Origin of the sequence: Salmonella sp. WC3 (genome assembly GCF_042932255.1) — a bacterium.
GTDB lineage: Bacteria > Pseudomonadota > Gammaproteobacteria > Enterobacterales > Enterobacteriaceae > Salmonella > Salmonella enterica.
On record NZ_CP170629.1, the window covers coordinates 2,023,168 to 2,045,870 of the forward strand.

24 protein-coding genes, 1 tRNA gene and 1 pseudogene are annotated in these 22,703 nt (G+C 50.1%); 10 read left to right on the forward strand and 16 right to left on the reverse strand.

Features of this window, described 5'->3' with window-relative positions; all coding sequences use genetic code 11:
- Positions 1-230: 230 nt before the first annotated feature.
- The gene (gene rmf, locus ACFK9X_RS09575; RefSeq protein WP_001537784.1) at positions 231-398 is read left to right on the forward strand and encodes a ribosome modulation factor; all 168 of its coding nucleotides are present in this window, start codon (positions 231-233) and stop codon (positions 396-398) included.
- Positions 399-497: 99 nt separating this feature from the next.
- Here the strand turns inward: rmf and fabA are convergent, their stop codons facing one another.
- Both fabA and ACFK9X_RS09585 read right to left on the reverse strand, forming a co-directional pair.
- Positions 498-1,016: a bifunctional 3-hydroxydecanoyl-ACP dehydratase/trans-2-decenoyl-ACP isomerase gene (gene fabA / locus ACFK9X_RS09580; protein WP_151116266.1), complete on the reverse strand. Its 519-nt coding sequence runs from the start codon at positions 1,014-1,016 to the stop codon at positions 498-500.
- A gap of 68 nt (positions 1,017-1,084) precedes the next feature.
- Entirely contained in the window at positions 1,085-2,845 is a 1,761-nt protein-coding gene (locus ACFK9X_RS09585; RefSeq protein ID WP_000156448.1) for a Lon protease family protein, read from the reverse strand.
- A 185-nt stretch (positions 2,846-3,030) separates the two neighbouring features.
- Between ACFK9X_RS09585 and matP the strand changes: the two genes are divergently transcribed.
- The gene (gene matP / locus ACFK9X_RS09590) at positions 3,031-3,483 is read left to right on the forward strand and encodes a macrodomain Ter protein MatP (protein ID WP_000877172.1); all 453 of its coding nucleotides are present in this window, start codon (positions 3,031-3,033) and stop codon (positions 3,481-3,483) included.
- 71 nt (positions 3,484-3,554) lie between these two features.
- On the opposite strand, the gene ompA is transcribed toward matP, so the two are convergent.
- Both ompA and sulA read right to left on the reverse strand, forming a co-directional pair.
- Complete coding sequence (gene ompA / locus ACFK9X_RS09595; RefSeq protein WP_001670727.1) at positions 3,555-4,607, reverse strand: porin OmpA; 1,053 nt, start codon at positions 4,605-4,607, stop codon at positions 3,555-3,557.
- Positions 4,608-4,964: 357 nt separating this feature from the next.
- Positions 4,965-5,474 (reverse strand): SOS-induced cell division inhibitor SulA, encoded by a 510-nt coding sequence (gene sulA, locus ACFK9X_RS09600; protein WP_017465793.1) that lies wholly within the window; start codon positions 5,472-5,474, stop codon positions 4,965-4,967.
- 216 nt (positions 5,475-5,690) lie between these two features.
- On the opposite strand from sulA, the gene ACFK9X_RS09605 reads away from it, so the two are divergent.
- The gene (locus ACFK9X_RS09605) at positions 5,691-6,296 is read left to right on the forward strand and encodes a TfoX/Sxy family DNA transformation protein (RefSeq protein WP_151116268.1); all 606 of its coding nucleotides are present in this window, start codon (positions 5,691-5,693) and stop codon (positions 6,294-6,296) included.
- On the opposite strand, the gene yccS is transcribed toward ACFK9X_RS09605, so the two are convergent.
- Positions 6,283-8,436, reverse strand: a complete 2,154-nt coding sequence (yccS, locus tag ACFK9X_RS09610) for a YccS family putative transporter (protein ID WP_079959530.1) — start codon at positions 8,434-8,436, stop codon at positions 6,283-6,285. The two genes, ACFK9X_RS09605 and yccS, sit on opposite strands and share 14 nt — an antisense overlap.
- A gap of 18 nt (positions 8,437-8,454) precedes the next feature.
- Positions 8,455-8,901 (reverse strand): YccF domain-containing protein, encoded by a 447-nt coding sequence (locus ACFK9X_RS09615; protein WP_001261222.1) that lies wholly within the window; start codon positions 8,899-8,901, stop codon positions 8,455-8,457.
- A 123-nt stretch (positions 8,902-9,024) separates the two neighbouring features.
- Here ACFK9X_RS09615 and helD point away from each other — a divergent pair, with 123 nt between their 5' ends.
- The gene (gene helD, locus ACFK9X_RS09620) at positions 9,025-11,079 is read left to right on the forward strand and encodes a DNA helicase IV (RefSeq protein WP_151116270.1); all 2,055 of its coding nucleotides are present in this window, start codon (positions 9,025-9,027) and stop codon (positions 11,077-11,079) included.
- A 35-nt stretch (positions 11,080-11,114) separates the two neighbouring features.
- On the opposite strand, the gene mgsA is transcribed toward helD, so the two are convergent.
- Positions 11,115-11,573 (reverse strand): methylglyoxal synthase, encoded by a 459-nt coding sequence (gene mgsA / locus ACFK9X_RS09625; protein ID WP_000424187.1) that lies wholly within the window; start codon positions 11,571-11,573, stop codon positions 11,115-11,117.
- A gap of 94 nt (positions 11,574-11,667) precedes the next feature.
- Positions 11,668-12,330, reverse strand: a complete 663-nt coding sequence (locus tag ACFK9X_RS09630) for a DUF2057 family protein (protein WP_000847732.1) — start codon at positions 12,328-12,330, stop codon at positions 11,668-11,670.
- A 173-nt stretch (positions 12,331-12,503) separates the two neighbouring features.
- On the opposite strand from ACFK9X_RS09630, the gene ACFK9X_RS09635 reads away from it, so the two are divergent.
- Entirely contained in the window at positions 12,504-12,917 is a 414-nt protein-coding gene (locus tag ACFK9X_RS09635) for a CoA-binding protein (protein ID WP_001537782.1), read from the forward strand.
- 44 nt (positions 12,918-12,961) lie between these two features.
- Here the strand turns inward: ACFK9X_RS09635 and hspQ are convergent, their stop codons facing one another.
- Positions 12,962-13,279, reverse strand: a complete 318-nt coding sequence (gene hspQ, locus ACFK9X_RS09640) for a heat shock protein HspQ (RefSeq protein WP_000561983.1) — start codon at positions 13,277-13,279, stop codon at positions 12,962-12,964.
- Between the two features lie 57 nt (positions 13,280-13,336).
- Positions 13,337-14,548: a 23S rRNA (cytosine(1962)-C(5))-methyltransferase RlmI gene (gene rlmI, locus ACFK9X_RS09645; RefSeq protein WP_151116272.1), complete on the reverse strand. Its 1,212-nt coding sequence runs from the start codon at positions 14,546-14,548 to the stop codon at positions 13,337-13,339.
- Between the two features lie 214 nt (positions 14,549-14,762).
- Between rlmI and ACFK9X_RS09650 the strand changes: the two genes are divergently transcribed.
- From ACFK9X_RS09650 to yccX, 3 genes are read left to right on the forward strand one after another with little or no spacing between them, the layout of a single operon-like run.
- Entirely contained in the window at positions 14,763-15,311 is a 549-nt protein-coding gene (locus ACFK9X_RS09650; RefSeq protein ID WP_000859416.1) for a YbhB/YbcL family Raf kinase inhibitor-like protein, read from the forward strand.
- A 25-nt stretch (positions 15,312-15,336) separates the two neighbouring features.
- Positions 15,337-16,116, forward strand: coding sequence for a helix-turn-helix transcriptional regulator (locus ACFK9X_RS09655; protein ID WP_151116274.1), 780 nt, complete (start codon positions 15,337-15,339; stop codon positions 16,114-16,116).
- A gap of 48 nt (positions 16,117-16,164) precedes the next feature.
- Positions 16,165-16,446 (forward strand): acylphosphatase, encoded by a 282-nt coding sequence (gene yccX / locus ACFK9X_RS09660; RefSeq protein ID WP_000072884.1) that lies wholly within the window; start codon positions 16,165-16,167, stop codon positions 16,444-16,446.
- Here yccX and tusE read toward each other — a convergent pair.
- Positions 16,443-16,772, reverse strand: coding sequence for a sulfurtransferase TusE (gene tusE / locus ACFK9X_RS09665; RefSeq protein ID WP_000904446.1), 330 nt, complete (start codon positions 16,770-16,772; stop codon positions 16,443-16,445). The two genes, yccX and tusE, sit on opposite strands and share 4 nt — an antisense overlap.
- 86 nt (positions 16,773-16,858) lie before the next feature.
- On the reverse strand, positions 16,859-17,518 hold the full coding sequence (gene yccA / locus ACFK9X_RS09670) for an FtsH protease modulator YccA (protein WP_000374046.1): 660 nt from the start codon (positions 17,516-17,518) through the stop codon (positions 16,859-16,861).
- Between the two features lie 394 nt (positions 17,519-17,912).
- Between yccA and ACFK9X_RS09675 the strand changes: the two genes are divergently transcribed.
- Positions 17,913-18,000: transfer RNA gene (locus ACFK9X_RS09675), tRNA-Ser, on the forward strand.
- 138 nt (positions 18,001-18,138) lie between these two features.
- On the opposite strand, the gene pipA is transcribed toward ACFK9X_RS09675, so the two are convergent.
- Together pipA and pipB are read right to left on the reverse strand one after the other, a co-directional pair.
- The gene (gene pipA, locus ACFK9X_RS09680; protein ID WP_024152562.1) at positions 18,139-18,819 is read right to left on the reverse strand and encodes a type III secretion system effector protease PipA; all 681 of its coding nucleotides are present in this window, start codon (positions 18,817-18,819) and stop codon (positions 18,139-18,141) included.
- Between the two features lie 221 nt (positions 18,820-19,040).
- Positions 19,041-19,915: pseudogene (gene pipB / locus ACFK9X_RS09685) on the reverse strand (SPI-2 type III secretion system effector PipB).
- Positions 19,916-20,132: 217 nt separating this feature from the next.
- Between pipB and ACFK9X_RS09690 the strand changes: the two are divergent.
- A complete protein-coding gene (locus tag ACFK9X_RS09690) occupies positions 20,133-20,453 on the forward strand; it encodes a hypothetical protein (RefSeq protein ID WP_151117923.1) in 321 nt (106 codons plus the stop codon).
- A gap of 9 nt (positions 20,454-20,462) precedes the next feature.
- Here the strand turns inward: ACFK9X_RS09690 and sigE are convergent, their stop codons facing one another.
- Positions 20,463-20,804: a type III secretion system chaperone SigE gene (gene sigE, locus ACFK9X_RS09695; protein WP_000444720.1), complete on the reverse strand. Its 342-nt coding sequence runs from the start codon at positions 20,802-20,804 to the stop codon at positions 20,463-20,465.
- Between the two features lie 16 nt (positions 20,805-20,820).
- Positions 20,821-22,506: an SPI-1 type III secretion system effector inositol phosphate phosphatase SopB gene (gene sopB, locus ACFK9X_RS09700; RefSeq protein ID WP_151117926.1), complete on the reverse strand. Its 1,686-nt coding sequence runs from the start codon at positions 22,504-22,506 to the stop codon at positions 20,821-20,823.
- Positions 22,507-22,703: the final 197 nt, after the last annotated feature.

Consider the following 22,703-nt stretch of genomic DNA (forward strand, 5'->3'; position numbering starts at 1 on the left):
CTTCAGGTCGTGCGCCTGAGGCGGTTTTTTTATTTTTGACGCCGGAAAAATAGTTGTTATGGCTCACATTTTTTGTACAAATGATTTACCGTATAGCTCACAAATATGACATTGGTGTGAATTTTGCGCATTGACGGGCGATCCATTTAGAGGTATTCGTGTAGGGTGATTGCACATTTTGTAATCACTGTTTTCTTTTCCACCAGATACAAATATGAGGGAAACGAGGCATGAAGAGACAAAAACGAGATCGCCTGGAACGGGCACATCAACGTGGATATCAGGCCGGCATCGCCGGACGATCAAAAGAAATGTGTCCCTATCAGACGCTGAATCAACGGTCATACTGGTTGGGAGGTTGGCGACAAGCCATGGAGGACAGGGCGGTAATGGCCTGATTCTGTCTCTTTAGAAAAAGAAACCTCCGCACTGCGGAGGTTTCGCCTTTATTGGTTTTGCAAGCATGATACCGATAGCGCGGAATATCAATTCAACACTTAGAACGCGAAAGTATCCTGGAACAAACCGACTTTCAAATCGTGTGCGGTATAGATCAGACGACCATCCACCAGAACCTCACCGTCCGCCAGACCCATGATCAGGCGACGGTTTACGATACGTTTGAAATGAATGCGATAGGTGACTTTCCTGGCTGTCGGCAGAACCTGGCCGGTAAATTTCACTTCGCCCACGCCCAGAGCGCGGCCTTTGCCTTCGCCGCCCAACCAGCCCAGGTAGAATCCCACCAATTGCCACATAGCATCCAGACCCAGACAACCGGGCATCACCGGATCGCCGATAAAGTGGCATCCGAAGAACCATAGATCCGGATTGATATCCAGCTCGGCTTCGACATAGCCTTTGTCGAAATTGCCGCCCGTTTCGGTCATCTTAACGACGCGGTCCATCATCAGCATGTTCGGTGCAGGGAGTTGCGGCCCTTTAGCGCCAAACAGTTCACCACGACCAGAGGCAAGAAGGTCTTCTTTTGTATAGGATTCGCGTTTATCTACCATGTTTTATGTAAACCTTATTTTATTGAAGCACGCAGGATAGCTAACACGTGTACGCTGAACAAGTCCGATCAGTTCGGAATAAAAGCGTTCAGCCAACGTAATGGCCACGGGAAACGATGACGGCCTTCCTGTTGCGTCGCCTGCGCGATACGCTCCTGGATAGTCTGCATCAACGTCGTTTGACCTTCGCCATCCCACACCAGATTTAACAGTAGCGGTAAGGCGTCGGTCACGTCGTCTACCGCCCAGATAGTGAACTTCTCTTCTTTAACCGCTTGCAGCAGTTCAGATTTAAGACTGAGATGGCGGACATTGGCGGCAGGGATAATCACGCCCTGTTTACCGTTTAATTCCCGCTGCTCGCAGATGGCGAAGAAACCTTCAATTTTTTCGTTTAGCCCGCCCACCGGTTGTGCGCGACCAAACTGATCGACCGAGCCGGTAATCGCAATATTTTGATTCACTGGCACATTGGCCAGCGCGCTGATGAGCGCACATAATTCCGCCATTGAGGCGCTATCGCCATCCACTTCGCTGTAGGACTGCTCAAAGGTTAACGAGGCAGAGAAGGGAATTTGTTGCTCCAGCTGCAACTCCGACATCAGGAAGGCCTGCATAATCATCATTCCCTTAGCGTGGATATTCCCGCCAAGTTCGGCCTTGCGCTCAATATCGTTAAATTCGCCATCGCCAATATGCACAACACAGCTAATTCGCGACGGTTCGCCAAAGGCGCGCGGATGTCCGGGAAACTCAATGACGGAAAGCGCATTGATTTGTCCAACACGTTCGCCTTCGGTTTCAATCAGGATCTGCTCTTGCAGAATCTCATCCTGCATCCGCTCCGCCAGAAAGCCTTCTCGCCATTCGCGTCGGGCAAGCATCAGGCTGAGCGCTTCTGCGCCGCAGGTATCGCCTTCGCATAAAGGCGACGCCTCCTTAAACTGGCGGGCTATCCACAGTGGGCAAAGAGGCAGCGTATCCTGTTCGCCGGTATAGCGCACAGCCTCGCGTATCAGAACGGGCCAGGCGTCCGGAGCCGGAGGGGGCAAATTATCGCGTAAAGCGATACGCGTCACCCATTGACACCACAGGGTCATAGCTTCTGCGTCCGCTATCTGTAAATTGTCTTCAAATTCACTGTAGATAGCCTGTTCCGCGAGCTCCGGTTCCATCTCCTGAAAATCAGCCAGTGATTCACGTTCGCCAACCAGAATCACCTTCAGTTTGAGCGGCATTGATGGCACGGAGACCGGTAATGGACGCGACTCGTCAAAGGCCACCCAGTCAAAACGCTCGCGGCTAACGATGGCTTTCAGACGCATCCACAGTAACGGCTGCGCCAGAAGGGTTCGTAAGGAAATAATCAGCACGCCGCCGTTCGCCTGATGAACCAGTCCCGGCTGCAGGATAATGTCGCCGTTATACTGCCGCAGGCAACCAAAGAGCTGTTCGGCTTCGACCCAGTCCGCGCTGACGACTTGTGTGACGGTGGCAAAGTTGTCTTGCGCATTCTGCGCGGCGCGGTAATGAACAGTATGCCCGGAAACGTCATAATGTCCGCCGGTTAATTGTCCGGCATCGGTTTGCAGAGCGCGGACGGCATCTGAAAGTAAAGTGAGATACTCTTGCTCTTCAGGCGCTTTAGTCAGCATAAAAGAGGATGATGCCCACGGCTGTATAAGTTGCTCAAGCGCAAATTGCAGTCGTGGCTGAGTATCACTGAGTAAGGTGTCGTTTTCGTCAGTCGCGTGTGGCTGTGCAAATATCTCCTGATAGCTTTCGCTATCCGGAACCAGATCACGCCATGCAAGTTTCGTAATGGTCAAAGTTGAGGTTTTTTAGTCTGTTGTAAAAGGGGGGATTATAGCCTAACCCGTCACGCTGCACACGCGGAAAGCGAATGCAAAGTAATATGAAGACGTGTAACCATTCACAGGTTCGAGATTCTTTTCTTCAGATGGCTAAAAAACTGATATTCTGATAACAGTTACACGGTAACATTGGGATCACAATGAAATATCAACAACTTGAAAATCTTGAAAGCGGTTGGAAATGGAAATATCTGGTGAAAAAGCACCGCGAAGGGGAGCTGATCACCCGCTACGTGGAAGCCAGTGCTGCCCAGGAAGCCGTCAATTTGTTGTTGGCCCTCGAAAATGAACCGGTGCGGGTAAATGTCTGGATAGACAGGCATATGAATCCTGCCTTGCTTAATCGGATGAAACAAACCATTCGGGCAAGACGCAAACGACACTTCAATGCGGAACATCAGCATACGCGCAAAAAATCTATCGATTTAGAGTTTATGGTCTGGCAGCGTCTGGCGGGCCTTGCGCAGCGACGCGGTAAAACATTATCCGAAACGATAGTGCAACTGATAGAAGACGCGGAGCATAAAGAGAAATATGCCACGCAAATGACCACGTTAAAGCAGGATTTACAGGCGTTATTAGGCAAGAAGTAACGCTGAAAGGCGTTGTCACCCAGACCAGAGCAAAAAACCCCGCGACGCGGGGTTTTTTATCAGACGGAAACTTAAGCCTGCGGCTGAGTTACCACGTCTTTAACGCCTTTAACTTCGATCTCTACGCGACGATCCGGAGCCAGGCAATCGATCAGGGCAGCGCGAGGTTTCACGTTGTCACAGGTGTTGCCGGTAACCGGGTTAGATTCGCCCATACCACGTGCGGAGATTTTGTCAGACGGAATACCTTTGGAGATCAGGTAATCAACAACAGACTGAGCACGTTTCTCGGACAGACCCTGGTTGTAAGCGTCAGAACCGATACGGTCAGTGAAGCCCAGAACGACAACGGAACCGTCTTTCGGATCCAGGTTGCTCAGCTGGCTGTACAGCTGATCCAGAGCCTGCTGGCCTTCCGGCTTCAGGGTAGATTTGTTGAAGTTGAACAGTACGTCAGACTTCAGAGTGAAGTGCTTGGTCTGTACTTCCGGAGCCGGTGCCGGTGCCGGAGCTACTACCGGAGCAGCTTCTTGCTGGCCGAAACGGTAGGAAACACCTACGCTCAGCAGGCCGTTGTCCGGACGGGTGCCGATGGTGTTGGCATCACCGATGTTGTTAGTCCACTGGTATTCCAGACGGGTTGCGATTTCAGGGGTGATAGCATACTCGATACCGCCCGCGAATACCGGGGAAACGCCGGTGTCGTGGTCTTTAGTAGACGGGCCGCCAGGGACGTTAGACTTGGTGTCTGCACGCCATACCATACCACCCAGACGGGTATAAACGTCCAGATCGTCAGTGATTGGATAACCCAGTTTAGCGGTCAACTGAACGCCCTGAGCTTTATAAGCGCCATTGATGTTGTCGCCTTTGTACGGCATACGGCCTAACCAGTCGTAGCCCATTTCAAAGCCAACGTACGGGTTAACCTGGTAACCACCAAAAGCACCTGCGCCCAGTTGGTTTTCATGAGTCGGGCCATCATTGTTAATGAAGCCGGTGTCATGGTACTGAGACCAGCCCAGTTTAGCACCAGCGTACCAGGTGTTATCTTTCGGAGCGGCCTGCGCTACGGTAGCGAAACCAGCCAGTGCCACTGCAATCGCGATAGCTGTCTTTTTCATTTTTTGCGCCTCGTTATCATCCAAAATACGCCATGAATATCTCCAACGAGATAACACGGTTAAATCCTTCACCGGGGGATCTGCTCAATAGTTACTCTACCGATATCTACGGCTTATGCTGAGCACCCCTGGCGATGTAAAGTCTACAACGTAGTTGGAAACTTACAAGTGTGAACTCCGTCAGACATGTGAAAAAAACATGACGGATATACACATCATTTAACAGTTTCAGATGATAAATCGTACAGCAAAAATTGCGGAAACCGCTTCTGGCAAGCGTTCTCGCAAAAAAAACGTTAGCACTCAAAGGAGATACGTTCGCGTAAAAAAAAAGTCCAGGATAAATCCTAATTTTACTTAATGATACAAATTAGAGTGAATTTTTAGCCCGGAATGCTGTCTCCTGGGTAAAGCATGCGCACGTACAGGGCGCATGATAAACCCTACCGCATTACCTACCTTCGCTGCTTCAACCAGGCTGGAATGTTCTTCTTCTGTCAGTTCTTCAGTCATCCAACCAATTACCACGCTGTAATTTCCTGTACGCAAAGCGCGGATCATCGACTCCAGCGTATGACGAGGCGCAAGCTGGCTAATTTGCATCACTTTCGTTAATGGCAAACCTGAAGACTGTACCCATTCACGGCTGAGCTTTTGCTGCGGCGTGAGCCAGAGTTGCCAGCGTGATTGTTGGCCTAACTGACGGAGTAGAGGCAAAAGCAGGAGTTGCGCCATCATGGGCTGGTCTTCGTGGTAGACAACTTCACTGACCAGTCCTGCCGCGGCATTTTCCGTAGCGGTGCGCGCAGCGTTGTGGGTAGTGGTAGGAAATGACGAAGAACGATTTGCATAACCTGAAGTGTACATAATCAATCCAGCCCTGTGAGTTACTGTATATTCATACAGTACCCCTGTAGCGATGAAAGATCAACTCTATTTTCGGAAACTGTCTCGCAATTTTTATTCTTAGTGGCGTCAAAAATAAAAATCATCTTGCTCGCGGAGTATAAGTTGCCTATTTTCGTCATTAACGGATCCGTTACTGCAAATCATTCTTTTACTTTATGATTTAAAAGGAATTTTATGAGAGCACTCTCTTATGACAGGATCTATAAATCGCAAGAATATTTGGCCTCTCTGGGGACGATCCAATATCGATCCTTATTCGGTAGCTATAGTCTGACCGTGGAGGATACCGTCTTTGCGATGGTGGATAATGGCGAGCTTTATCTCCGCGCCTGTGAAGAAAGCGTACCCTACTGTGTGAAGCATCCTCCCGCCTGGCTCATGTTCATGAAATGTGGACGTCCCGTTATGCTCAACTATTACCGGGTGGATGAAAGCCTGTGGCGCGATCAGCAGCAGCTGGTCCGTTTATCGAAGTATTCTCTCGACGCGGCAATGAAGGAAAAACACAGCCGTATTTTACAGCACAGACTCAAAGATCTTCCCAATATGACCTTCCATCTGGAAACATTGCTCAATGAGTCAGGGATAAAGGACGAAAATATGTTACGCATACTGGGCGCGAAAATGTGCTGGCTAAGGTTGCGACAAAGCAATCCCTTGCTGACGGTGAAAGTTTTGTATGCCCTGGAAGGCGCAATTGTCGGCGTACATGAAGCGGCGCTCCCGGCGAGTCGTCGCCAGGAGCTTGCCGACTGGGCTCATTCGCTTACGGCTGGGTAATTAATGTAGAAGTCGGCGGTGAAATTTGCCGTTGCAAGCGTCCAATCTCGGGCAGTAAGGCAATGAGCAAACCAATTTGTTGAACAACCAGAGGTTCTTTGCTGTCCGGACGTGTTTCCAGCGACTGAACTCGCTGCTTTAAACCCTCCAGCGCCTGGTGTACGCGCTGTTCGTCTTCAGGTTGATGATGAAGCGCATCATCAACGTAGCAGACCGCGTCATCCAGAAGCCCCAACACGTCCGGATTACTGAGCTTTTCGCGGTGCGCGCCGAGGGCGGAGATATAGCTGGTAAAAGTGTGATTGAGGCAAAGCAGCCTGAACGCCGCCTCCCGGGTTTCAGCCGTGACGTCGGGTTCGCTCGACATATTAGAAACCACGGATGCCAGTTCTGCATCGCGGTTGTGCGCGTCGCGTCTGGCAATGCGATAGGCCAGGCGGTTATCCCGTCCCTGGTGATATTGCTCAAGGATCGCGTCAAGGTAGCGGCAATTAGCATCGGTGGCGCGCTGGAGTACCCGGGGAAGGTTGCGAAAGCGCCAGTCTGGCCAAATAAAGCTGACCGCAGCCCAGGCGATAGCGCAGCCAATTAACGTGTCGACGACGCGCGGTAATGCTACCTCGAAGCCTTCGCCCAGGAGGTTAAAGCAGAGTAATACCAGCAGGGTGATGAACATCGTCGCATGGGCATACTGCACATTACGGAATGCGAAGAAAAGCACGCCGGTAATCACCAGCAGAACTAACTGTCCTTCAAGCGAAGGAACAAACCATAAAATCGGCAGGCCGATAGCAACGCCTACCAACGTGCCGATAATCCTGAGCGCAAGGCGATGGCGGGTCGCGTTATAGTTAGGCTGGCAAACAAACAGGCTGGTGAGCAATATCCAGTACCCGTGGCGCATCCCGGTAATTTGGATGAGAGCATAACCGATGCACAATACCAGCGACATGCGTATCGCATGGCGAAAGAGAGCGGACTCCGGGGTAAAATTACGGCTCAGACGCAGCCAGATGTCGCTAAACCCGTGCAGGCTATCATCAGCCAACTGGTTTTCTGACTCATTGCGCGGCATTGCCTGGGCCTGCTCCGACTCGATCGTCGCCAGTTGCGCATCAATAGCGCGTAGGTTGGTTAATAAGAATCCAAGCGTATTCAGCAGCTCTAAAGAAGCGCCGCTGGCGCGCATACGTTCAAGCGCGGCGTCAATGTGGGTAAAGACGCGTTCAAAGCGCGGATCATGCTGGTACGGCGTACGCAGTAAGATACAGCGCGCCAACTGCGTACAGGCCTGCGCCTGCATCGACATCAGACGCTGAAAGCGGAACATAACGTCGCTATGGCGAAAATAATCGCGCAGCGTCTGGTATTGAATATGCGAAGAACTGGCGCGTTCATGAATATCTTGCGCCACAAAATAGTAATGGAGGGTGCGGCGCGTACCGCGTTGACCGCGATCGCCGCGCAGGCGAGTCAATAACGACACTTTCGTTTGGTTCAGCGTCGCCATTAACTGCCCGTTCGCTAACGCTAAATCATAGAGCGGCGCCTGGCTTTCATCTTCAATATCAGGATCAAACAGACGTGATTTCAGTTCCAGATAGTGCGCCAACTGTTCGTAACTGCGTGCCAGATTATCCTGCAACGGACGGATCGGAAATAGCAGATGCCCGGTTAGCGTCAGTAGGTTATACCATACTGCGCCTGCCAGCAGGAGCAGTGGTTGCTGATACCAGTGATCGTATAAAGAAGCGCCCAGCATCGTATAAATCGCAATGAGTAACGCGCCGAACGCGATGGTGGCATAGCGTTGCCCTAGTCCTCCCAACAGAATAAATCCGCTGGTGGATAACGTTAAGCCCAACGCAAATAGCCACGGCCAGGGAAAGAGCAGCTCAACAGAAGCAGACGCGATAAAAAAGCAAATTAAGGTAATGATTAAATTACGCAGGCGTCCGGCAAGGCGGTCGTCGAGATCGGTTAGCGCCGCGGCAACCATACCGAGCGTGAGCGGGATGGTCAGTTTGACGTCGCCCAGCCACCAGGGCAGGGCGGTGGTGCCGCACAGAGCGATAAAAATGCGGATGTAATACAGCCAGGTACTGTTCCAGGTATAACGGCGAATCAACGGACTTAACATAAAGGCTATTTGTCCCGATCATTCAAAACGGCGGCGCGCGTTAGCTTCTCGCGCGGCGCGAGCGGTTTCTACAGAGACGACGCGGCGACCGACAGGCCAAAGCGCAATCGCGGCAATTTTAAAGTTCGCAATACCGACAGGTATCCCGATGATAGTGACACACTGCGCGATACCGGAGGCAATGTGCATCAGGCATAGCCACCAGCCGAAAAAAAGTAACCAGAAAATATTCAGCAAGGTACCGCCAGTATTCATTAATACGCTTTTTGCTGCCGGATTAAGTTCGTCAACGTGAATGGCTTCATTACCGTAAGGGAACAGGGACAGTTTGGTTATCTCCCAGCAGGAGCGGGTCAACGGCAGGGTAAAAATAAGCACAATACTGACCAGCGTCGCCAGCAGCCAGGCCAGCGTAGTGGCAAAGCCGCCCAGTACAAAGTTTAAAATATTCAGAACGGTACGCATAAACCCTCAGTTCATTCCGGTTTTCTATCACTGCGGGCAATTGTAACGTTTTTTTAGACTGGAGCACGTTTTCTCTGGCGGTTACACTGATAAGCACATCTTTACGTCTGGATTCGCTGAGTCATGGAACTGAAAGCAACTTCTCTTGGAAAACGTCTGGCGCAACACCCGTATGATCGTGCCGTGATCCTCAACGCTGGGGTGAAAGTGTCTGGCGACAGGCATGAATATCTTATTCCATTCAATCAGTTATTGGCGATTCACTGTAAGCGTGGGCTGGTATGGGGCGAGCTGGAGTTTGTCCTCCCCGAGGATAAAGTCGTGCGTTTGCACGGTACCGAGTGGTCGGAAACCCAGCAATTCCATCGCTATCTGGACGCGCACTGGCGTCGCTGGAGCCAGGAGATGAGTGATGTTGCCGCGCAGGCATTACAGGAGCAATGGGCGCGTATTAGTGAGCGAACGGGCGAAAACCAATGGCTTACCCGTGAACGCGTTCGGGGGCTGGAACACGAAATTCGCCAGACGTTTGCCGCCTTGCCGCTGCCGGTCTCACGTCTGGAGGAGTTTGCTCACTGTCGCGAGATATGGCGTAAGTGTCTGGCCTGGTTACAGGATAGCGAGGGAAGTCGGCAGCAGCATAATCAGGCGTATGCTGATGCCATGCTGGAAGCGCATGCCGACTTTTTTACGCAGATAGAATCTTCTCCGCTTAATCCTTCCCAGGCCAGGGCGGTGGTTAACGGCGAATCATCGTTACTGGTACTGGCGGGCGCGGGAAGCGGTAAGACCTCGGTGCTGGTGGCGCGCGCGGGTTGGCTGTTGGCGCGCGGACAAGCAGATGCGGGGCAAATTCTTTTACTGGCGTTTGGTCGCAAGGCGGCAGAGGAGATGGATGAGCGTATCCGCGAGCGCTTACATACGGAAGAGATTACTGCCCGTACGTTCCATTCGCTGGCGCTGTATATTATTCAGCAAGGCAGTAAAAAAGCGCCGGTTGTCAGTAAGCTGGAAAGTGACGCCACCGCGCGGCATCAGCTATTTCTGCGCACCTGGCGTCAGCAGTGTAGCGAGAAAAAAGCGCAGGCCAAAGGCTGGCGTCAGTGGCTGGAAGAGGAGATGCAGTGGGCGGTGCCGGAAGGTAATTTCTGGGACGATGAGACATTGCAGCGGCGTCTGGCCCCTCGCCTGGATCGTTGGGTCAGTTTGATGCGTATGCACGGCGGCGCGCAGGCAGAAATGATCGCTGGCGCGCCAGAGGAGTGCCGCGAGCTGTTTGGCAAACGCATTAAGTTGATGGCGCCGCTGCTGAAGGCCTGGAAAAGCGCATTGAAAGCGGAAAATGCCGTTGATTTCTCCGGGCTGATCCATCAGGCAATGGTGATCCTCGAAAAAGGGCGTTTTATTAGCCCGTGGAAGCATATTCTGGTCGATGAATTTCAGGATATTTCCCCGCAACGGGCGGCGCTGTTAGAGGCGCTACGCAAGCAGAATAGCCAGACTACGCTGTTTGCCGTTGGCGATGACTGGCAGGCGATTTACCGTTTTAGCGGGGCGCAGCTCTCCTTAACGACGGCGTTTCATCAGACGTTCGGCGAGGGCGAGCATTGCCACCTGGACACCACGTACCGTTTTAACAGTCGGATTGGCGATATTGCCAATCGCTTTATACAGCAGAATCCGCACCAGCTTAAAAAACCGTTAAATAGTCTGACCCCAGGCGATAAAAAAGCGGTGACGTTATTGGATGAAAGCCAGTTGGACGCGTTACTGGATAAATTATCCGGCTATGCGAAGGAGGATGAACGTATCCTGGTGCTGGCGCGCTATCACCATCTGAAACCCGCGAGTCTACAAAAAGCGGCGACTCGCTGGCCGAAGTTACAGATAGACTTCATGACTATCCATGCCAGCAAAGGCCAACAGGCCGATTACGTGATTCTTGTCGGATTGCAGGAGGGTAACGACGGTTTCCCCGCCCCGGCGCGAGAATCCATTATGGAAAGTGCGCTTCTTCCTCAGGTTGAGGATTTTCCGGACGCTGAAGAGCGGCGTTTGTTATATGTGGCGTTGACGCGCGCGCGTGCGCGGGTCTGGCTGCTTTTCAATAAAGATAATCCCTCGCGCTTTGTGGAGGCGCTTAAACAGCTGGATGTGCCAGTGGCGAGGAAGCCCTAAAGCGCGGGCGGTACAGCATCCCGCCCGCGTAGCGGTTATTTCAGGCGCTCGGCCAGATAACGCGCATAATCCGGAATAAGAATATCTACAGCGTCATTAAAATGCGGGGACTGGATGATAAAGTCCGCCGTTGAGACGTTAGTGGCGACAGGGATATTCCATACGGTGGCCAGACGCAGTAGCGCTTTGACATCGGGGTCGTGCGGTACCGCGTTAAGCGGGTCCCAGAAGAAAATCAACACGTCGATTTTCCCTTCTGAAATGAGTGCGCCAACCTGCTGGTCGCCGCCCATCGGGCCGCTCAGCATCGCATTAACGTCCATACCGGTTGCGCGCTGGATCAGATTCCCCGTCGTGCCGGTTGCATAAAGAACGTGTTTTTCCAGCAACGGCTGATGGCGTTCCACCCAGTTCATTAACATCTGTTTGCAGTGGTCGTGAGCAACCAACGCGATATGTTTGCGCGTCGGCAAGGTGCGAGTCGTCAGTTCCATAATTCGATTCCGTAGTTAACCTGTCTACAGATTACTGGAAGCGCTTGATGCTGCAAGAGAAAGAGAAAAAAATTGCGCGCTGGGACAACTCATATCAAGAGGGCGGCTGTTTTTCCGCCCATTGCAGAAAATGATGGCGTGTCTGCGGGTCGGCCAGTCGGAACCAATATTTCAGCCGCTGTTCTGTCAGAGTTTGTGATTGCGGCGGTACGGTATCAAGCTCTGAGACGTCGGAAAGTAATGTGCTGTCGTCTGCCATCATCGTGGCGAACTGAGGAAGCGAGGCGCGTTTCGCCGATTTATTATAACGCTCGGTCTCTATTTCATAATCGACCACTTTAGCCGTAGAAGTAATGGCCAGAATATCGAGTTTTACCGGAATGGGCATGGCGTCGCCGTCCAAAAGCGCCAGACGCGGCGCCGCGTTAAAATGCGAGGCTTCGCGCTCGTTTTCCAGCCGCGGGAGCTGGAAATTGACCTGACTTATCAGTTGGGTATCGAAACTTATCACCAGCGGCGGAGAAATATAAAGCCGCTCTTCATTACCGGGCAGGCGGATGGTTTTTTCCACCCGGAAAACGAGTTGATGCGGCCCGTTTTCCAGTTCAATGCTCTCTGCGCCGCGTAATAAAGAGCTGGACACCTTTTTGCCGTCCAGCACCAGCAGATCAACCTCATTAGACAAACGGAGCGTTGTGGCAAAAACAGTCACCGGCAAACAGAGAGCAAGGAAGGTGGTTAGCGCGCCGGTTTTCATAAGGTTCTCCTGTCCAAAGGCCGTCTGGCTAATAATGTATCGAAATTTTTCTTAGATCATGTTTACTAACATATAGACATATTTTGGCGTTTTGCTCTCATACATCGGTATGGGATGAATGGTTGCTATGTCAGGTTTGTCGTACACTTTGCAAAACAGCCAGGAGAAAGATGATGAAAGAGACCGATATTGCTGATGTTTTGACGTCCACTCGCACTATCGCGCTGGTAGGTGCGAGCGATAAACCCGATCGTCCAAGTTATCGGGTAATGAAATACCTGCTTGAACAGGGCTACCATGTGATTCCGGTTGCGCCAAAAGTCGCGGGTAAGACATTGCTGGGGCAACAGGGGTATGCCACGCTGGCGGACATTCCCGAAAAAGTCGATATGGTGGATGTTTTTCGCAACTCTGAAGCTGCATGGGGCGTCGCGCAGGAAGCTATCGCCATCGGCGCAAAAACGCTATGGCTACAGCTTGGCGTGATCAACGAACAGGCGGCGGTGCTGGCGCGGGATGCAGGCATGACCGTGGTGATGGATCGCTGCCCGGCGATTGAGATCCCTCGCCTGGGGCTGGCGAAATAAAAGTTTAAATGGCCGGATATCGCTTTCCGGCCTTTTAAATACAATCAGTTACGTAGTCGCGGCGCCTGAAGCTGCTTGCGAATGGTACGCGCCAGTTCATCCATCGATGGCTGTTCTGGATGCTCGTCCCGCATTTCGCTTCGCAACTGGGCCTCGGCCAGATAAGTATGCACTGGCTGACCATCATCATCTTCCATTACCACGTGGTACCACGGAGCGGCGCGAAGTTCGTCGTTAACCGCCAGTTCATCAGGCGACGGCTCATCAAGCGAATATTCCGGGTCGATATCGACGACCACTCCGAGGTAACCTAACAGGGAATGGCGGACCTGTTGGCCGATACCGAATTTGCTGGCTATCATAGTCACCTCCCGGGAAATAGATACCCTTTATATGAGGATACTATTCCACTTTTCAAGTTACATGACGCGACAGGCAAACCCTTTCAGATACAGCCCTTCCGGGTAGGTGGCGATCACCGGGTGATCGGCGGCCTGACGGAACTGCTCTATAAATTGTACATCACGACCGGCATCTATTGCGGCATCGGCAATGATTTTCTGAAATAAATCGCTGGTCATCAGTCCGGAGCAAGAGAATGTCAGCAGTATGCCGCCCGGATTGAGCAGTTGAATCGCTAACATGTTAATGTCTTTATAGCCCCGGCAGGCGCCCATTAACTGGCTTTTATTTTCAACGAATTTGGGCGGGTCCATGATGATGACGTCGAATTTTTCGCCGTGTTCACGGTAAGCGCGCAGCAACTTAAACACGTCGTCGCGCACGAATTCGGCTTTGCTCAAGTCCAGTTGGTTCAGTTCAACGTTTTGCCTGGCGATATCCAGCGCATCCTGTGAGGTATCCACGCTGACAACCTGGCGACAACCGCCCATTAACGCCGACACGGCAAAACCGCCGGTATAAGAGAAGCAGTTCAGTACCCGCTGATTTTCCACGTAGCGGCGCGTCGCCAGACGACTGTCGCGCTGATCAAGATAATAACCGGTTTTGTGGCCGCCCTGGATATCGACCAGCAATTTCATACCGTGTTCTTCAATTGGCAAAAGCGCAGGCGGCAGTTCGCCAGTGACCGGACCTTGCGTCAGCGCCATCCCTTCTTTTTTCCGCACGGCGACGTCGCTGCGATCGTAAATAGCGCAATCCGGATAGCATGTTTGCAGCGCGCTAATTAATGCGGCGCGTTGATATTCGGCCCCGGCGCTGAGCAGTTGCAGCACCAAAAAATGACCAAAACGATCGATAGTGACGCCAGGCAGGCCATCGGACTCACCGGCGATCAGACGATAGCTATCCAGGCCGTCTTTTTTCGCCAGCCAGTCGCGCCACTGCTGCGCCTGGCGCAGGCGGCGGGTGAAAAACGCAATATCAATGGATTCTGCTTTATCAAATGTCCAGACGCGCGCGCGGATCTGGGAGGCTGGTGACCAGGCGCCGCGTGCTAACCACTTTCCCTGATGGTCGACGATATCGATAGTTTCACCGAGGTTGGCTTTGCCTTCCAGACGGGATACGGCGCCGGAAAAGACCCATGGGTGGCGGCGGAGTAAAGATTTTTCTCGCCCTTTGCTGAGGACTAAACGGGGATATTGCGGAAATGTAGATTTAGTCATGCGGAGTAACCTCTCACAAACAGTGACGCGGGCCGGATGATAGTTCCAGCCTGGGACCGTGAAAACGAAATGGCGCGTAGGGTAGCACAGATGAGAGGGGCAATCACCAGCGTATGGCGGTGAGCGTTTCTGCACAAAATAGAATCGTAAAGGCACAGTTTCTTCAGCGGACGCTTTTTATAGTGTTATTTCTTTACATGAAGAAGGAAATACAATGAAAACAGTCTTCTCTTTGACCGCAGCCGCAATGATGGCATTGAGTGGCGGCGTATCTGCCGCGTCGGCGTTTAGCCTCAGTAGCGCGGATATTCCGGCGGATTTTCGTTTAACGCAACAGCACGTCTTTAAAGGATTTGGTTGTAGCGGAGAAAATATTTCGCCGCAGCTGAGCTGGCGCAATCCGCCTGCCGGAACCAAAAGCTACGCTATTACCGTCTTCGATCCTGATGCGCCCACCGGAAGCGGCTGGTGGCACTGGACGATGGTGAATATTCCTGCGCAGATTCACGACCTGCCCACGGGGGCTGATAAAAAAACGTTACCCGCCGGAGTGGTGCAGGGACGTAATGATTTCGGTTATGCTGGCTTTGGCGGCGCCTGTCCGCCGCCGGGCGATAAGCCTCATCGCTATCAGTTTACTGTGTGGGCGCTGAATACGGCAACACTGCCGCTCGACAGTGAGTCAAGTGGCGCGTTGGTAGGGTTTATGCTTAACGCGCATGTGATTGCGAAAGCAAAATTCACGGCCACATACGGAAGATAAAACAGAGGACGGCACGGTGCAGGAGATGCATATTCGACATCAGGATCTTACGACGGCAGAGGTGCGTTCCAGTCATCTGCACCGTTTGCATCGTGTTACGCTTTTTTCCGCCGCTATCTGCCATATTACGCAGGGCAGTAAAGCCATCATTCAGGATGATAGCCGCCTTGTCGCCGGGCCGGGCGAGTTGATTATTATTCCGGTGAACACGCCGCTGGAGATTATTAATCAGCCTGCGCAGAACGGTTTTCGCTCCGACCTGTTGTTACTTTCACCGGAGATTATTGCTCGCTTTAAAACGATGTACGTTCAGGATTATCCACCGGCAAACCTGACATCGCTGTGTACCCCGATGAGCCGTAGCCTGACATTTATGTGGGAGAACGTGTTGGATGCTGTGCGCCAGGGCTTACCTGCCGTGCTACAGGAACATCAGGCGATGGGGTTACTGTTAGCGCTTTTGCATGATGGCGCGGCGGGACCGCTGCTTATTGAACGGCGTTACACCCTCACGGAGCAGGTGCGGCAACTGATTATGCTCTCACCTGCTAAGCTATGGACAGCCCAGGAGATAGCCCGCCGTCTTGCTATGGGAACATCGACGCTGCGTCGGCGTTTGCAGCGCGAATCGCAGAGTTATCGGCAAATTATTGAAGAGGTACGCATGTCCTGCGCGCTTTCTCAACTGCAATCGACGACGCTGCCGATCGGCGAAATAGCGCTACGGTGCGGCTACCTGTCGGGGTCGCGATTTACGGCCAGATTCCGCCAACATTATGGGTGTCTGCCTAGTCAGGTACGTTAAGTATGTCCTGTATGCGTCTTCACCGTTGATTATGAAAGGAGAACCATCATGTCGAACGTCTGCATTATCGCCTGGGTTTATGGTCGCGTTCAGGGCGTCGGATTTCGTTATACCACGCAGCATGAGGCGCAGCGACTGGGGTTAACCGGCTATGCGAAGAATATGGATGACGGAAGCGTAGAAGTGGTGGCCTGTGGCGACGCGGCGCAGGTGGAAAAGCTCATCAAGTGGCTGAAAGAAGGCGGACCGCGCTCTGCTCGTGTGGACAAAATCCTCACTGAACCGCACAGCCCTCGCGAGACGTTAACAGGCTTTAGTATTCGGTATTAAATACATTTTACCGGCTTGGGCAGACCGGCGATTTTGGTCGCTTGCTTTGCCGGGCCTTTCGGGAACAGACGATACAGATAGCGGCTATTGCCTTTTTCTTCGCCGAACTTATTCGCCATCGCTTTTACCAGCATTCGGATGGCGGGAGAGGTATTAAACTCCAGGTAAAATTCGCGCACGAAGCGCACGACTTCCCAGTGTTCCGCAGAGAGCTCAATGCCTTCATTGGCGGCGATAGCGACTGCCAACGCTTCACTCCACTGCGTCGTCTCTTTCAGATAGCCTTCGCTATCAGTACTGATTTCTTTACCTTCAAAGATCAACATAACGTTTCACTGCGTAATCAACACGGACGGCAGTGTAGCAAAAAATAAAGCCCTGCATAAGCAGGGCTGGAAGAGGGGAATGTCGATTAGTCGCGGCTGGCGAAGCCCAGAATGCTGAGCAGGCTGACAAAGATGTTGTACAGCGAAACGTACAGGCTGACGGTCGCACGAATATAGTTGGTTTCACCGCCGTGAATGATGTTACTGGTTTCATACAGGATAGCGCCCGAGGAAATCAGGATAAACACCGCGCTAATCGCCAGGTGCAATGCAGGCAGTTGCAGGAAAATATTCGCCACCATACCAATCAGCACGACAACGATCCCGGCCATTAACATACCGCCCAGGAAAGACATATCCTTACGGGTGGTCAAAACGTAAGCGGAGCAGCAGAAAAATACTAACGCGGTACCACCCAGCGCCAGGCCAATCACATCGCCCATGCCTGCTGACAGATAGGCGTTAAGAATCGGGCCCAGGATATACCCGAGGAAGCCGGTAAACGCAAAAGCAGACAGGATACCGACCGGCTTATTGGCGGTTTTATAGGTCAGGAACATCAGCCCATACATACCGACCAGCGTCAGAATCAGGCCGGGGGAGGGCAGCATCAGTACCGTACTGGCTGTCGCGGTAATTGCGGAGAAAGCCAGCGTCAGGCTCAACAGAAAATAGGTGTTGCGCAGTACTTTGTGCGTACTCAGTAGCGAGCTACGATCACGCGATGATGTAATGATACGATCCATTAGTCACTCTCTTATGACAGATGTAATTAATAAAGGAGAATAATAAAAACAGTCACTGTCACCCAGTGGTTTTACCCATCTTTACGCATTCGTTTACGTTTAGTTTCCTTTAGAGATTTCAGGTGATTACCGTCGTTAAAACGGTCTGCTCATGCCTGGCGCTACGCCATAAAACAGGCGGCAGCGCCAACCACGCGTTACCGATAAAAAAATCGCTAATCACAGCGGTGAAACAGTGGAGGCGATCAATACGTATTCAGCCAGTTTTGTGTTGAAGAAATGGTCAATGTGCCGCTATTTCAGGCAATTAACGAAATTTTGCCTGTTTTTCACGCAAACGAACACATTCGGTCTTTACATGACGCACCGGGATGTTTATAGTGCGCCTCATTCCGGAAGTGTGGCCGAGCGGTTGAAGGCACCGGTCTTGAAAACCGGCGACCCGAAAGGGTTCCAGAGTTCGAATCTCTGCGCTTCCGCCAGATTAAACAAGGGGTTACCGAAAGGTAGCCCCTTTGTTTTTTTAGGCGCTATAGAATATAGTTAGAAAATACTGTTAGAATATTTCCCGAAAAAACGGACTACGCGAGTCTTTAGTTTCTTTTCGTTTCCCGATGTGTCTATTTATTGAAGATGTAGGCCATTCTGGGAGGTGAAGGATGCCCCATCTCTTTCAGAATAATGTTGGTATATTCGACAACAGGGCCTCTTGGATGATTTTCTTCTTTATCCTGAAGATGGGTCAGTGCATGTACAACTTCATGAATAAATGAACGTTTTGTGTCAAAAAGTTGTGGTCCTTCGTTACTTTCATAATGTTCGGTATATGAATCATCAGAATCGTCCAGATTGAGACAAATAACTTTCCTGCCTTCTGAAAGTTTGAAGTGTTCCTGAGCCACGGTAGTTTCAAAGGCTTCGCCTGCCCCCAGTAGCCAGCGCTGCTCCACATCATGTAGTTCTTTTTCATATGCGTAATTCATCAGTCTGCGGAATGTTTCGCTTTGGGTATACGCATTTTGAAGTACGGAGGATAGTTCATCGTAGCATTCGTCATAAGTGTCGTCATCAATTTCTGTATCAGGGTCTATTCCACCCGCGCCTGAGATAAGGTACTCCACCACACACTCTGGCTCCAGACGGAATTCACTGTTTATGGCAAGGCTGTCATGAGCAAGGCGTAGCCGTGAGGGGTTTGGTGCATGTTCGGGAATATCGGGGAAAACAGGTGTATCTGCGGTATTTAATCCATATGTGGATACTCCGCTTTGAGGTATTAATCTGTAGGTGACCGGAAGCATAACTTCTTATTTCCTGACTACAATTATGAATTATTTAAATTAAACAATAATAGTGTTTTTAGTTAATGTGCCACATACAGATAACGCTATGATTCAGACAAAGCCAACAAGTAATACGCTGAAAATGTTATTTATAATGAAACTTAGGGGCGGGGTTTATTTAATAAAACAAGGGGGCCTCTGTTTGAATACTTCTTGTTTATAAAATCCCTTTATCTCGACTAAAATATCGGATGGGGGAAAAGAGTTCTATCATTGTAATCCGGGAGTGGAGTAGGGGTATGTTGACTACCTGTCAGATCGGCTCCTGTTAATGCTTTCGCTAAAGTTAGAGCTATCTTATCTAATTTCGCACCATTTAGTTTGGTGTCAGTTAAGTCTGAGCCGAATAGAATTGCAGCGGTTAAGTTTACACCGGACATGTTAGCGCAAGTCAGGTCTGCGTGAGTCAGGTTTGCTTTAGTCATGTTTGAACCCATTAGATTTACAGCGTGTAGATTTGCACAACACAAATTTGCACCGACTAAATTTACATTAGATAGATTTGTTTCACGGAAATCTGCATCAGAAGCATCTATGTCTGACAAATCTTCCCCTGGAAATCTTTATGAGCCAGGTTTACTCCGCGCAGGTTCAGAAAACCATCCTCGGTTATAAGTGAATCAGGCTGTTGTATATTATGTTTACTCATCAGTTTTAACATTCGACATACATTCCAAAATCTCTCACTATCAACTTTATCCGTTATAGTTTTTCCATTTTTGTTCACTTCAATAATGACCATGGGATCCGTATTTTCGGATGCTGCTCCACATGACAGACATATAGTACACCCGTTGACATCCTCCAGAAATATTTTATTACCATCGAAGAAAGCATTTTTATTTACATATAATAATGATGTGGTCAGTTTTCCAATTACCTCCCGAAAGCATCTTTCATTGCTTCTTCTTACTCCACCACAGGTAAAAAAATTGACAAACCATTCCAGTATACCGCGTGGTGAAGTTGCACTTTTCATTGCTTCTTTCGTACCGGTACCGGCCGCATGCAAATATCTTAATATATTTTCTGGGGACGCGTTAGTTATTGGCATTTTGATTCCTTCTTATGGAAGTGAGCCGACTCCTTATAGGTGTGAGTCAAGTCACATTTATACAAGGAATAATAAAAAAAGATATAAGGTGATTTTTGTATTTAGAGCTTTGGTTGAGTATGAGTAGGTGTCTGGCATCTGACAAGAGGCGATGATATCTGCCATAACGGTGAAGCAGAAGTAATATCACCCGTGAATAATAAGATTATCCTTGCTATTGACTTCCTTCATTTCCAGCATAGCTTACGCTTCATCATCATTGAATAAACAATTAAGTTTGTTGAGCGAAAATTTACTTAAAGAAAAAATAATAAGCACTAATATTTTTTGCAGTATTTCAACTTATACCAGAATAAATGCGCGTAGATGGCGTAAAAACCTGATGAGCAGGAATACTTACACACTAAAAATACTCCCGCAAACAGAGCAAAATGAGAGAGATGAACGTTTGCCCCTTACATTTCCACCAAAGATTCTGGTCTTGTCTCTTGTAAAGGGCATACGTATTGCGTTTTATCTCATTAAGAAAGTATGTTGACGTATTAAATTATGCATAATGCTCTTTCAATTGTTTCACGTTTGAAATGAATAATTCAAAACCAGTGAGCGCCTCTTCTTCGGTACTGGTTTGCGGCAAGCGATAAAGCGCCACTAAAGCAGTATTGTCTGCGTCAGCGCCGATAGTGACGGCGCTGGCATAGTTAAGACGTAAAAAATGCTGCAAAGTCAGGATGTCGTCAGGCAATGGCATAAAGGGACAGCACATTTCCAGTGTATGATCGGATTCATTAAAATAAACCTGTATCCCATCATCAATGATAAGCAGTGGCTCATCTTCTGGTGCATCCAGGCCTAACGCGGCATATAAACGATTTAATAGACTTTCCATATAGTTACCTCAAGACTCAAGATGTGATTAATGAAGAAATGCCTTTTACTGACTGCCAAATATTTTCATCCCCAACTCGTTTTTGATAGGAAAGATTGAGCACCTCTGGCGATAAATTTTTCATTACTTTGTTTCCCGCCCCGCCCGTATTTTGTTTCTGAATCTCCAGGTTACCGCTATTCAGTAATACTTTTTGGAAAATTTTCTGTCCACCGCTATCCGGAAGACTACCAGGCGCACTTAACATATGGGTCTGATGTAAGGAAATGATCTCTCGCTTGATTTCTGAATCCATCATCCCTGTACGATCTTTGCCGCTTTTACAATTCCAGGCGGGTACCGCGTCAATTTCATGGGCTAACATGGCAAGGCGTTGTGCGAGTTTATAGGGTTCGCCGCCATCTTTATGATGTTGGTTATTTTTCCATATATCCTTAATCTGGCGCGCTAATGTATTGACGACCTCATAATTATCCGGGTATTGCGCCAGCCATTCGCCAACCCAGCCACCTGGTCTGGCTTCAGGGCGTAAATCATTGCCTAATAACTGATGTAGCGCCTCGGCATTATAGCTATCCGATGCCTTAAGGCCAAAGCCGAGCTTGAGCGCCAGCTCATTAACACCCACATTAAATGCGGCGACGTCCGGTTTTATTTTTACCGTCTGTAGATCGCCATCTTTATTGCGGATTTTTAAATGAATCATTTTTCCCGGCTGGGTCAACGATTGCCATGCGCGCATTTGGTCCTCGACCATCGTTCCCTCTTTGCCGAAAATATTCGACGCGGTGAGTAACCCGACGGATACCAGTTTCAGGCTTACCGCCTCGCCCGCGAAGGCTTTGTTAAGCAACTCAGGTTTACTAAAAAGTGCCGCAGTTAATACTTCTTTGGCTTTGTTTTCAGCGCCGACGTGACGCAGAAGCGGATCTTTTTCATGATAGGGGGAAAGCACGCCATGACGTATCCCGCAAAAAAGCGTTTTATCTTTACCGTCCTCATGCACACTCACCGTGGACATCCACAAATTATTGGCGTGATGAATATTCTTGGTATCCCAACTGCATACGCCCTTTCCCTCATAAGCACTGGGAAAGATATCTTTTGCGCCGATTTTCATCTCTGCTGCAGGGAGCTGCGTGTTGGTATAGTGATGCCCGTTATGCGTGAGTGTATTTTTTATGGTTTGCCAGGGCTGGTTATTAAGCTGCTTGACCTGAGCATCTCTAAACGCTACTGCCGCAAAGCGATGAGCTTCTTTTGCAGGTAAGCCATCCTGCTGCTGAGTGCGTGCTGCAATAAGTTCGATAAGATTTTTCTTCAATGCTTTTGCCGCGGCTTCTTCTTGTTTTGTTGCTGGCCGGTCCGCTTTAACTTTGGCTAACTCCATTTGGTTTGCCATTGACGTTAGAACCGGGTCTTGTTTACCCAGAACGGTTGCCGCGATGGTAAGAAGATCGCGCTGTAAGTTATAGAGGTTATGCAGCGAGTGGTTAGACGTCTTCTGATGCTGTAGATAATTCCCCCATGTCGCGCCGGGTTCTCGCAGGACAATAATTTCCGGGCGAGCGTCGGGCGCTTTAGCCGGCGCTTTGCCCTGGCCTGAGAGAATCTGCATTCCGTTGTATAAGGTTTTTTGTAGGCTTTTAAAAGCCTCCTGGGTTTTTAGTGAAGCTGAGTGATAGAAGCTCTGTATTTGCATAGCGTTTTTAATATTCCTGAATAGGGGAGTGGGAACATTCAACAGGGTTAACAACCCTTTAAAAGGATGTGACTTTTATGCACCAGGAACTTTAAAAAAATGTCCTTTTTAATGAGGAAACGCTTCTGATCAGGCGGGGAGGTATCCTGACGTCCATACGTAGTGGCGATCATGGGGGAGATCGGTACATCAAATGT

What these genes read in the sequence shown, in the direction of transcription:
- rmf (WP_001537784.1), top strand. Translation starts at nt 231, where the DNA reads ATGAAGAGACAAAAACGAGATCGCCTGGAACGGGCACATCAACGTGGA.
- fabA (WP_151116266.1), bottom strand. Translation starts at nt 1,016, where the DNA reads ATGGTAGATAAACGCGAATCCTATACAAAAGAAGACCTTCTTGCCTCT.
- matP (WP_000877172.1), top strand. Translation starts at nt 3,031, where the DNA reads ATGAAATATCAACAACTTGAAAATCTTGAAAGCGGTTGGAAATGGAAA.
- ompA (WP_001670727.1), bottom strand. Translation starts at nt 4,607, where the DNA reads ATGAAAAAGACAGCTATCGCGATTGCAGTGGCACTGGCTGGTTTCGCT.
- sulA (WP_017465793.1), bottom strand. Translation starts at nt 5,474, where the DNA reads ATGTACACTTCAGGTTATGCAAATCGTTCTTCGTCATTTCCTACCACT.
- ACFK9X_RS09605 (WP_151116268.1), top strand. Translation starts at nt 5,691, where the DNA reads ATGAGAGCACTCTCTTATGACAGGATCTATAAATCGCAAGAATATTTG.
- yccS (WP_079959530.1), bottom strand. Translation starts at nt 8,436, where the DNA reads ATGTTAAGTCCGTTGATTCGCCGTTATACCTGGAACAGTACCTGGCTG.
- ACFK9X_RS09615 (WP_001261222.1), bottom strand. Translation starts at nt 8,901, where the DNA reads ATGCGTACCGTTCTGAATATTTTAAACTTTGTACTGGGCGGCTTTGCC.
- helD (WP_151116270.1), top strand. Translation starts at nt 9,025, where the DNA reads ATGGAACTGAAAGCAACTTCTCTTGGAAAACGTCTGGCGCAACACCCG.
- mgsA (WP_000424187.1), bottom strand. Translation starts at nt 11,573, where the DNA reads ATGGAACTGACGACTCGCACCTTGCCGACGCGCAAACATATCGCGTTG.
- ACFK9X_RS09630 (WP_000847732.1), bottom strand. Translation starts at nt 12,330, where the DNA reads ATGAAAACCGGCGCGCTAACCACCTTCCTTGCTCTCTGTTTGCCGGTG.
- ACFK9X_RS09635 (WP_001537782.1), top strand. Translation starts at nt 12,504, where the DNA reads ATGAAAGAGACCGATATTGCTGATGTTTTGACGTCCACTCGCACTATC.
- hspQ (WP_000561983.1), bottom strand. Translation starts at nt 13,279, where the DNA reads ATGATAGCCAGCAAATTCGGTATCGGCCAACAGGTCCGCCATTCCCTG.
- rlmI (WP_151116272.1), bottom strand. Translation starts at nt 14,548, where the DNA reads ATGACTAAATCTACATTTCCGCAATATCCCCGTTTAGTCCTCAGCAAA.
- ACFK9X_RS09650 (WP_000859416.1), top strand. Translation starts at nt 14,763, where the DNA reads ATGAAAACAGTCTTCTCTTTGACCGCAGCCGCAATGATGGCATTGAGT.
- ACFK9X_RS09655 (WP_151116274.1), top strand. Translation starts at nt 15,337, where the DNA reads ATGCATATTCGACATCAGGATCTTACGACGGCAGAGGTGCGTTCCAGT.
- yccX (WP_000072884.1), top strand. Translation starts at nt 16,165, where the DNA reads ATGTCGAACGTCTGCATTATCGCCTGGGTTTATGGTCGCGTTCAGGGC.
- tusE (WP_000904446.1), bottom strand. Translation starts at nt 16,772, where the DNA reads ATGTTGATCTTTGAAGGTAAAGAAATCAGTACTGATAGCGAAGGCTAT.
- yccA (WP_000374046.1), bottom strand. Translation starts at nt 17,518, where the DNA reads ATGGATCGTATCATTACATCATCGCGTGATCGTAGCTCGCTACTGAGT.
- pipA (WP_024152562.1), bottom strand. Translation starts at nt 18,819, where the DNA reads ATGCTTCCGGTCACCTACAGATTAATACCTCAAAGCGGAGTATCCACA.
- sigE (WP_000444720.1), bottom strand. Translation starts at nt 20,804, where the DNA reads ATGGAAAGTCTATTAAATCGTTTATATGCCGCGTTAGGCCTGGATGCA.
- sopB (WP_151117926.1), bottom strand. Translation starts at nt 22,506, where the DNA reads ATGCAAATACAGAGCTTCTATCACTCAGCTTCACTAAAAACCCAGGAG.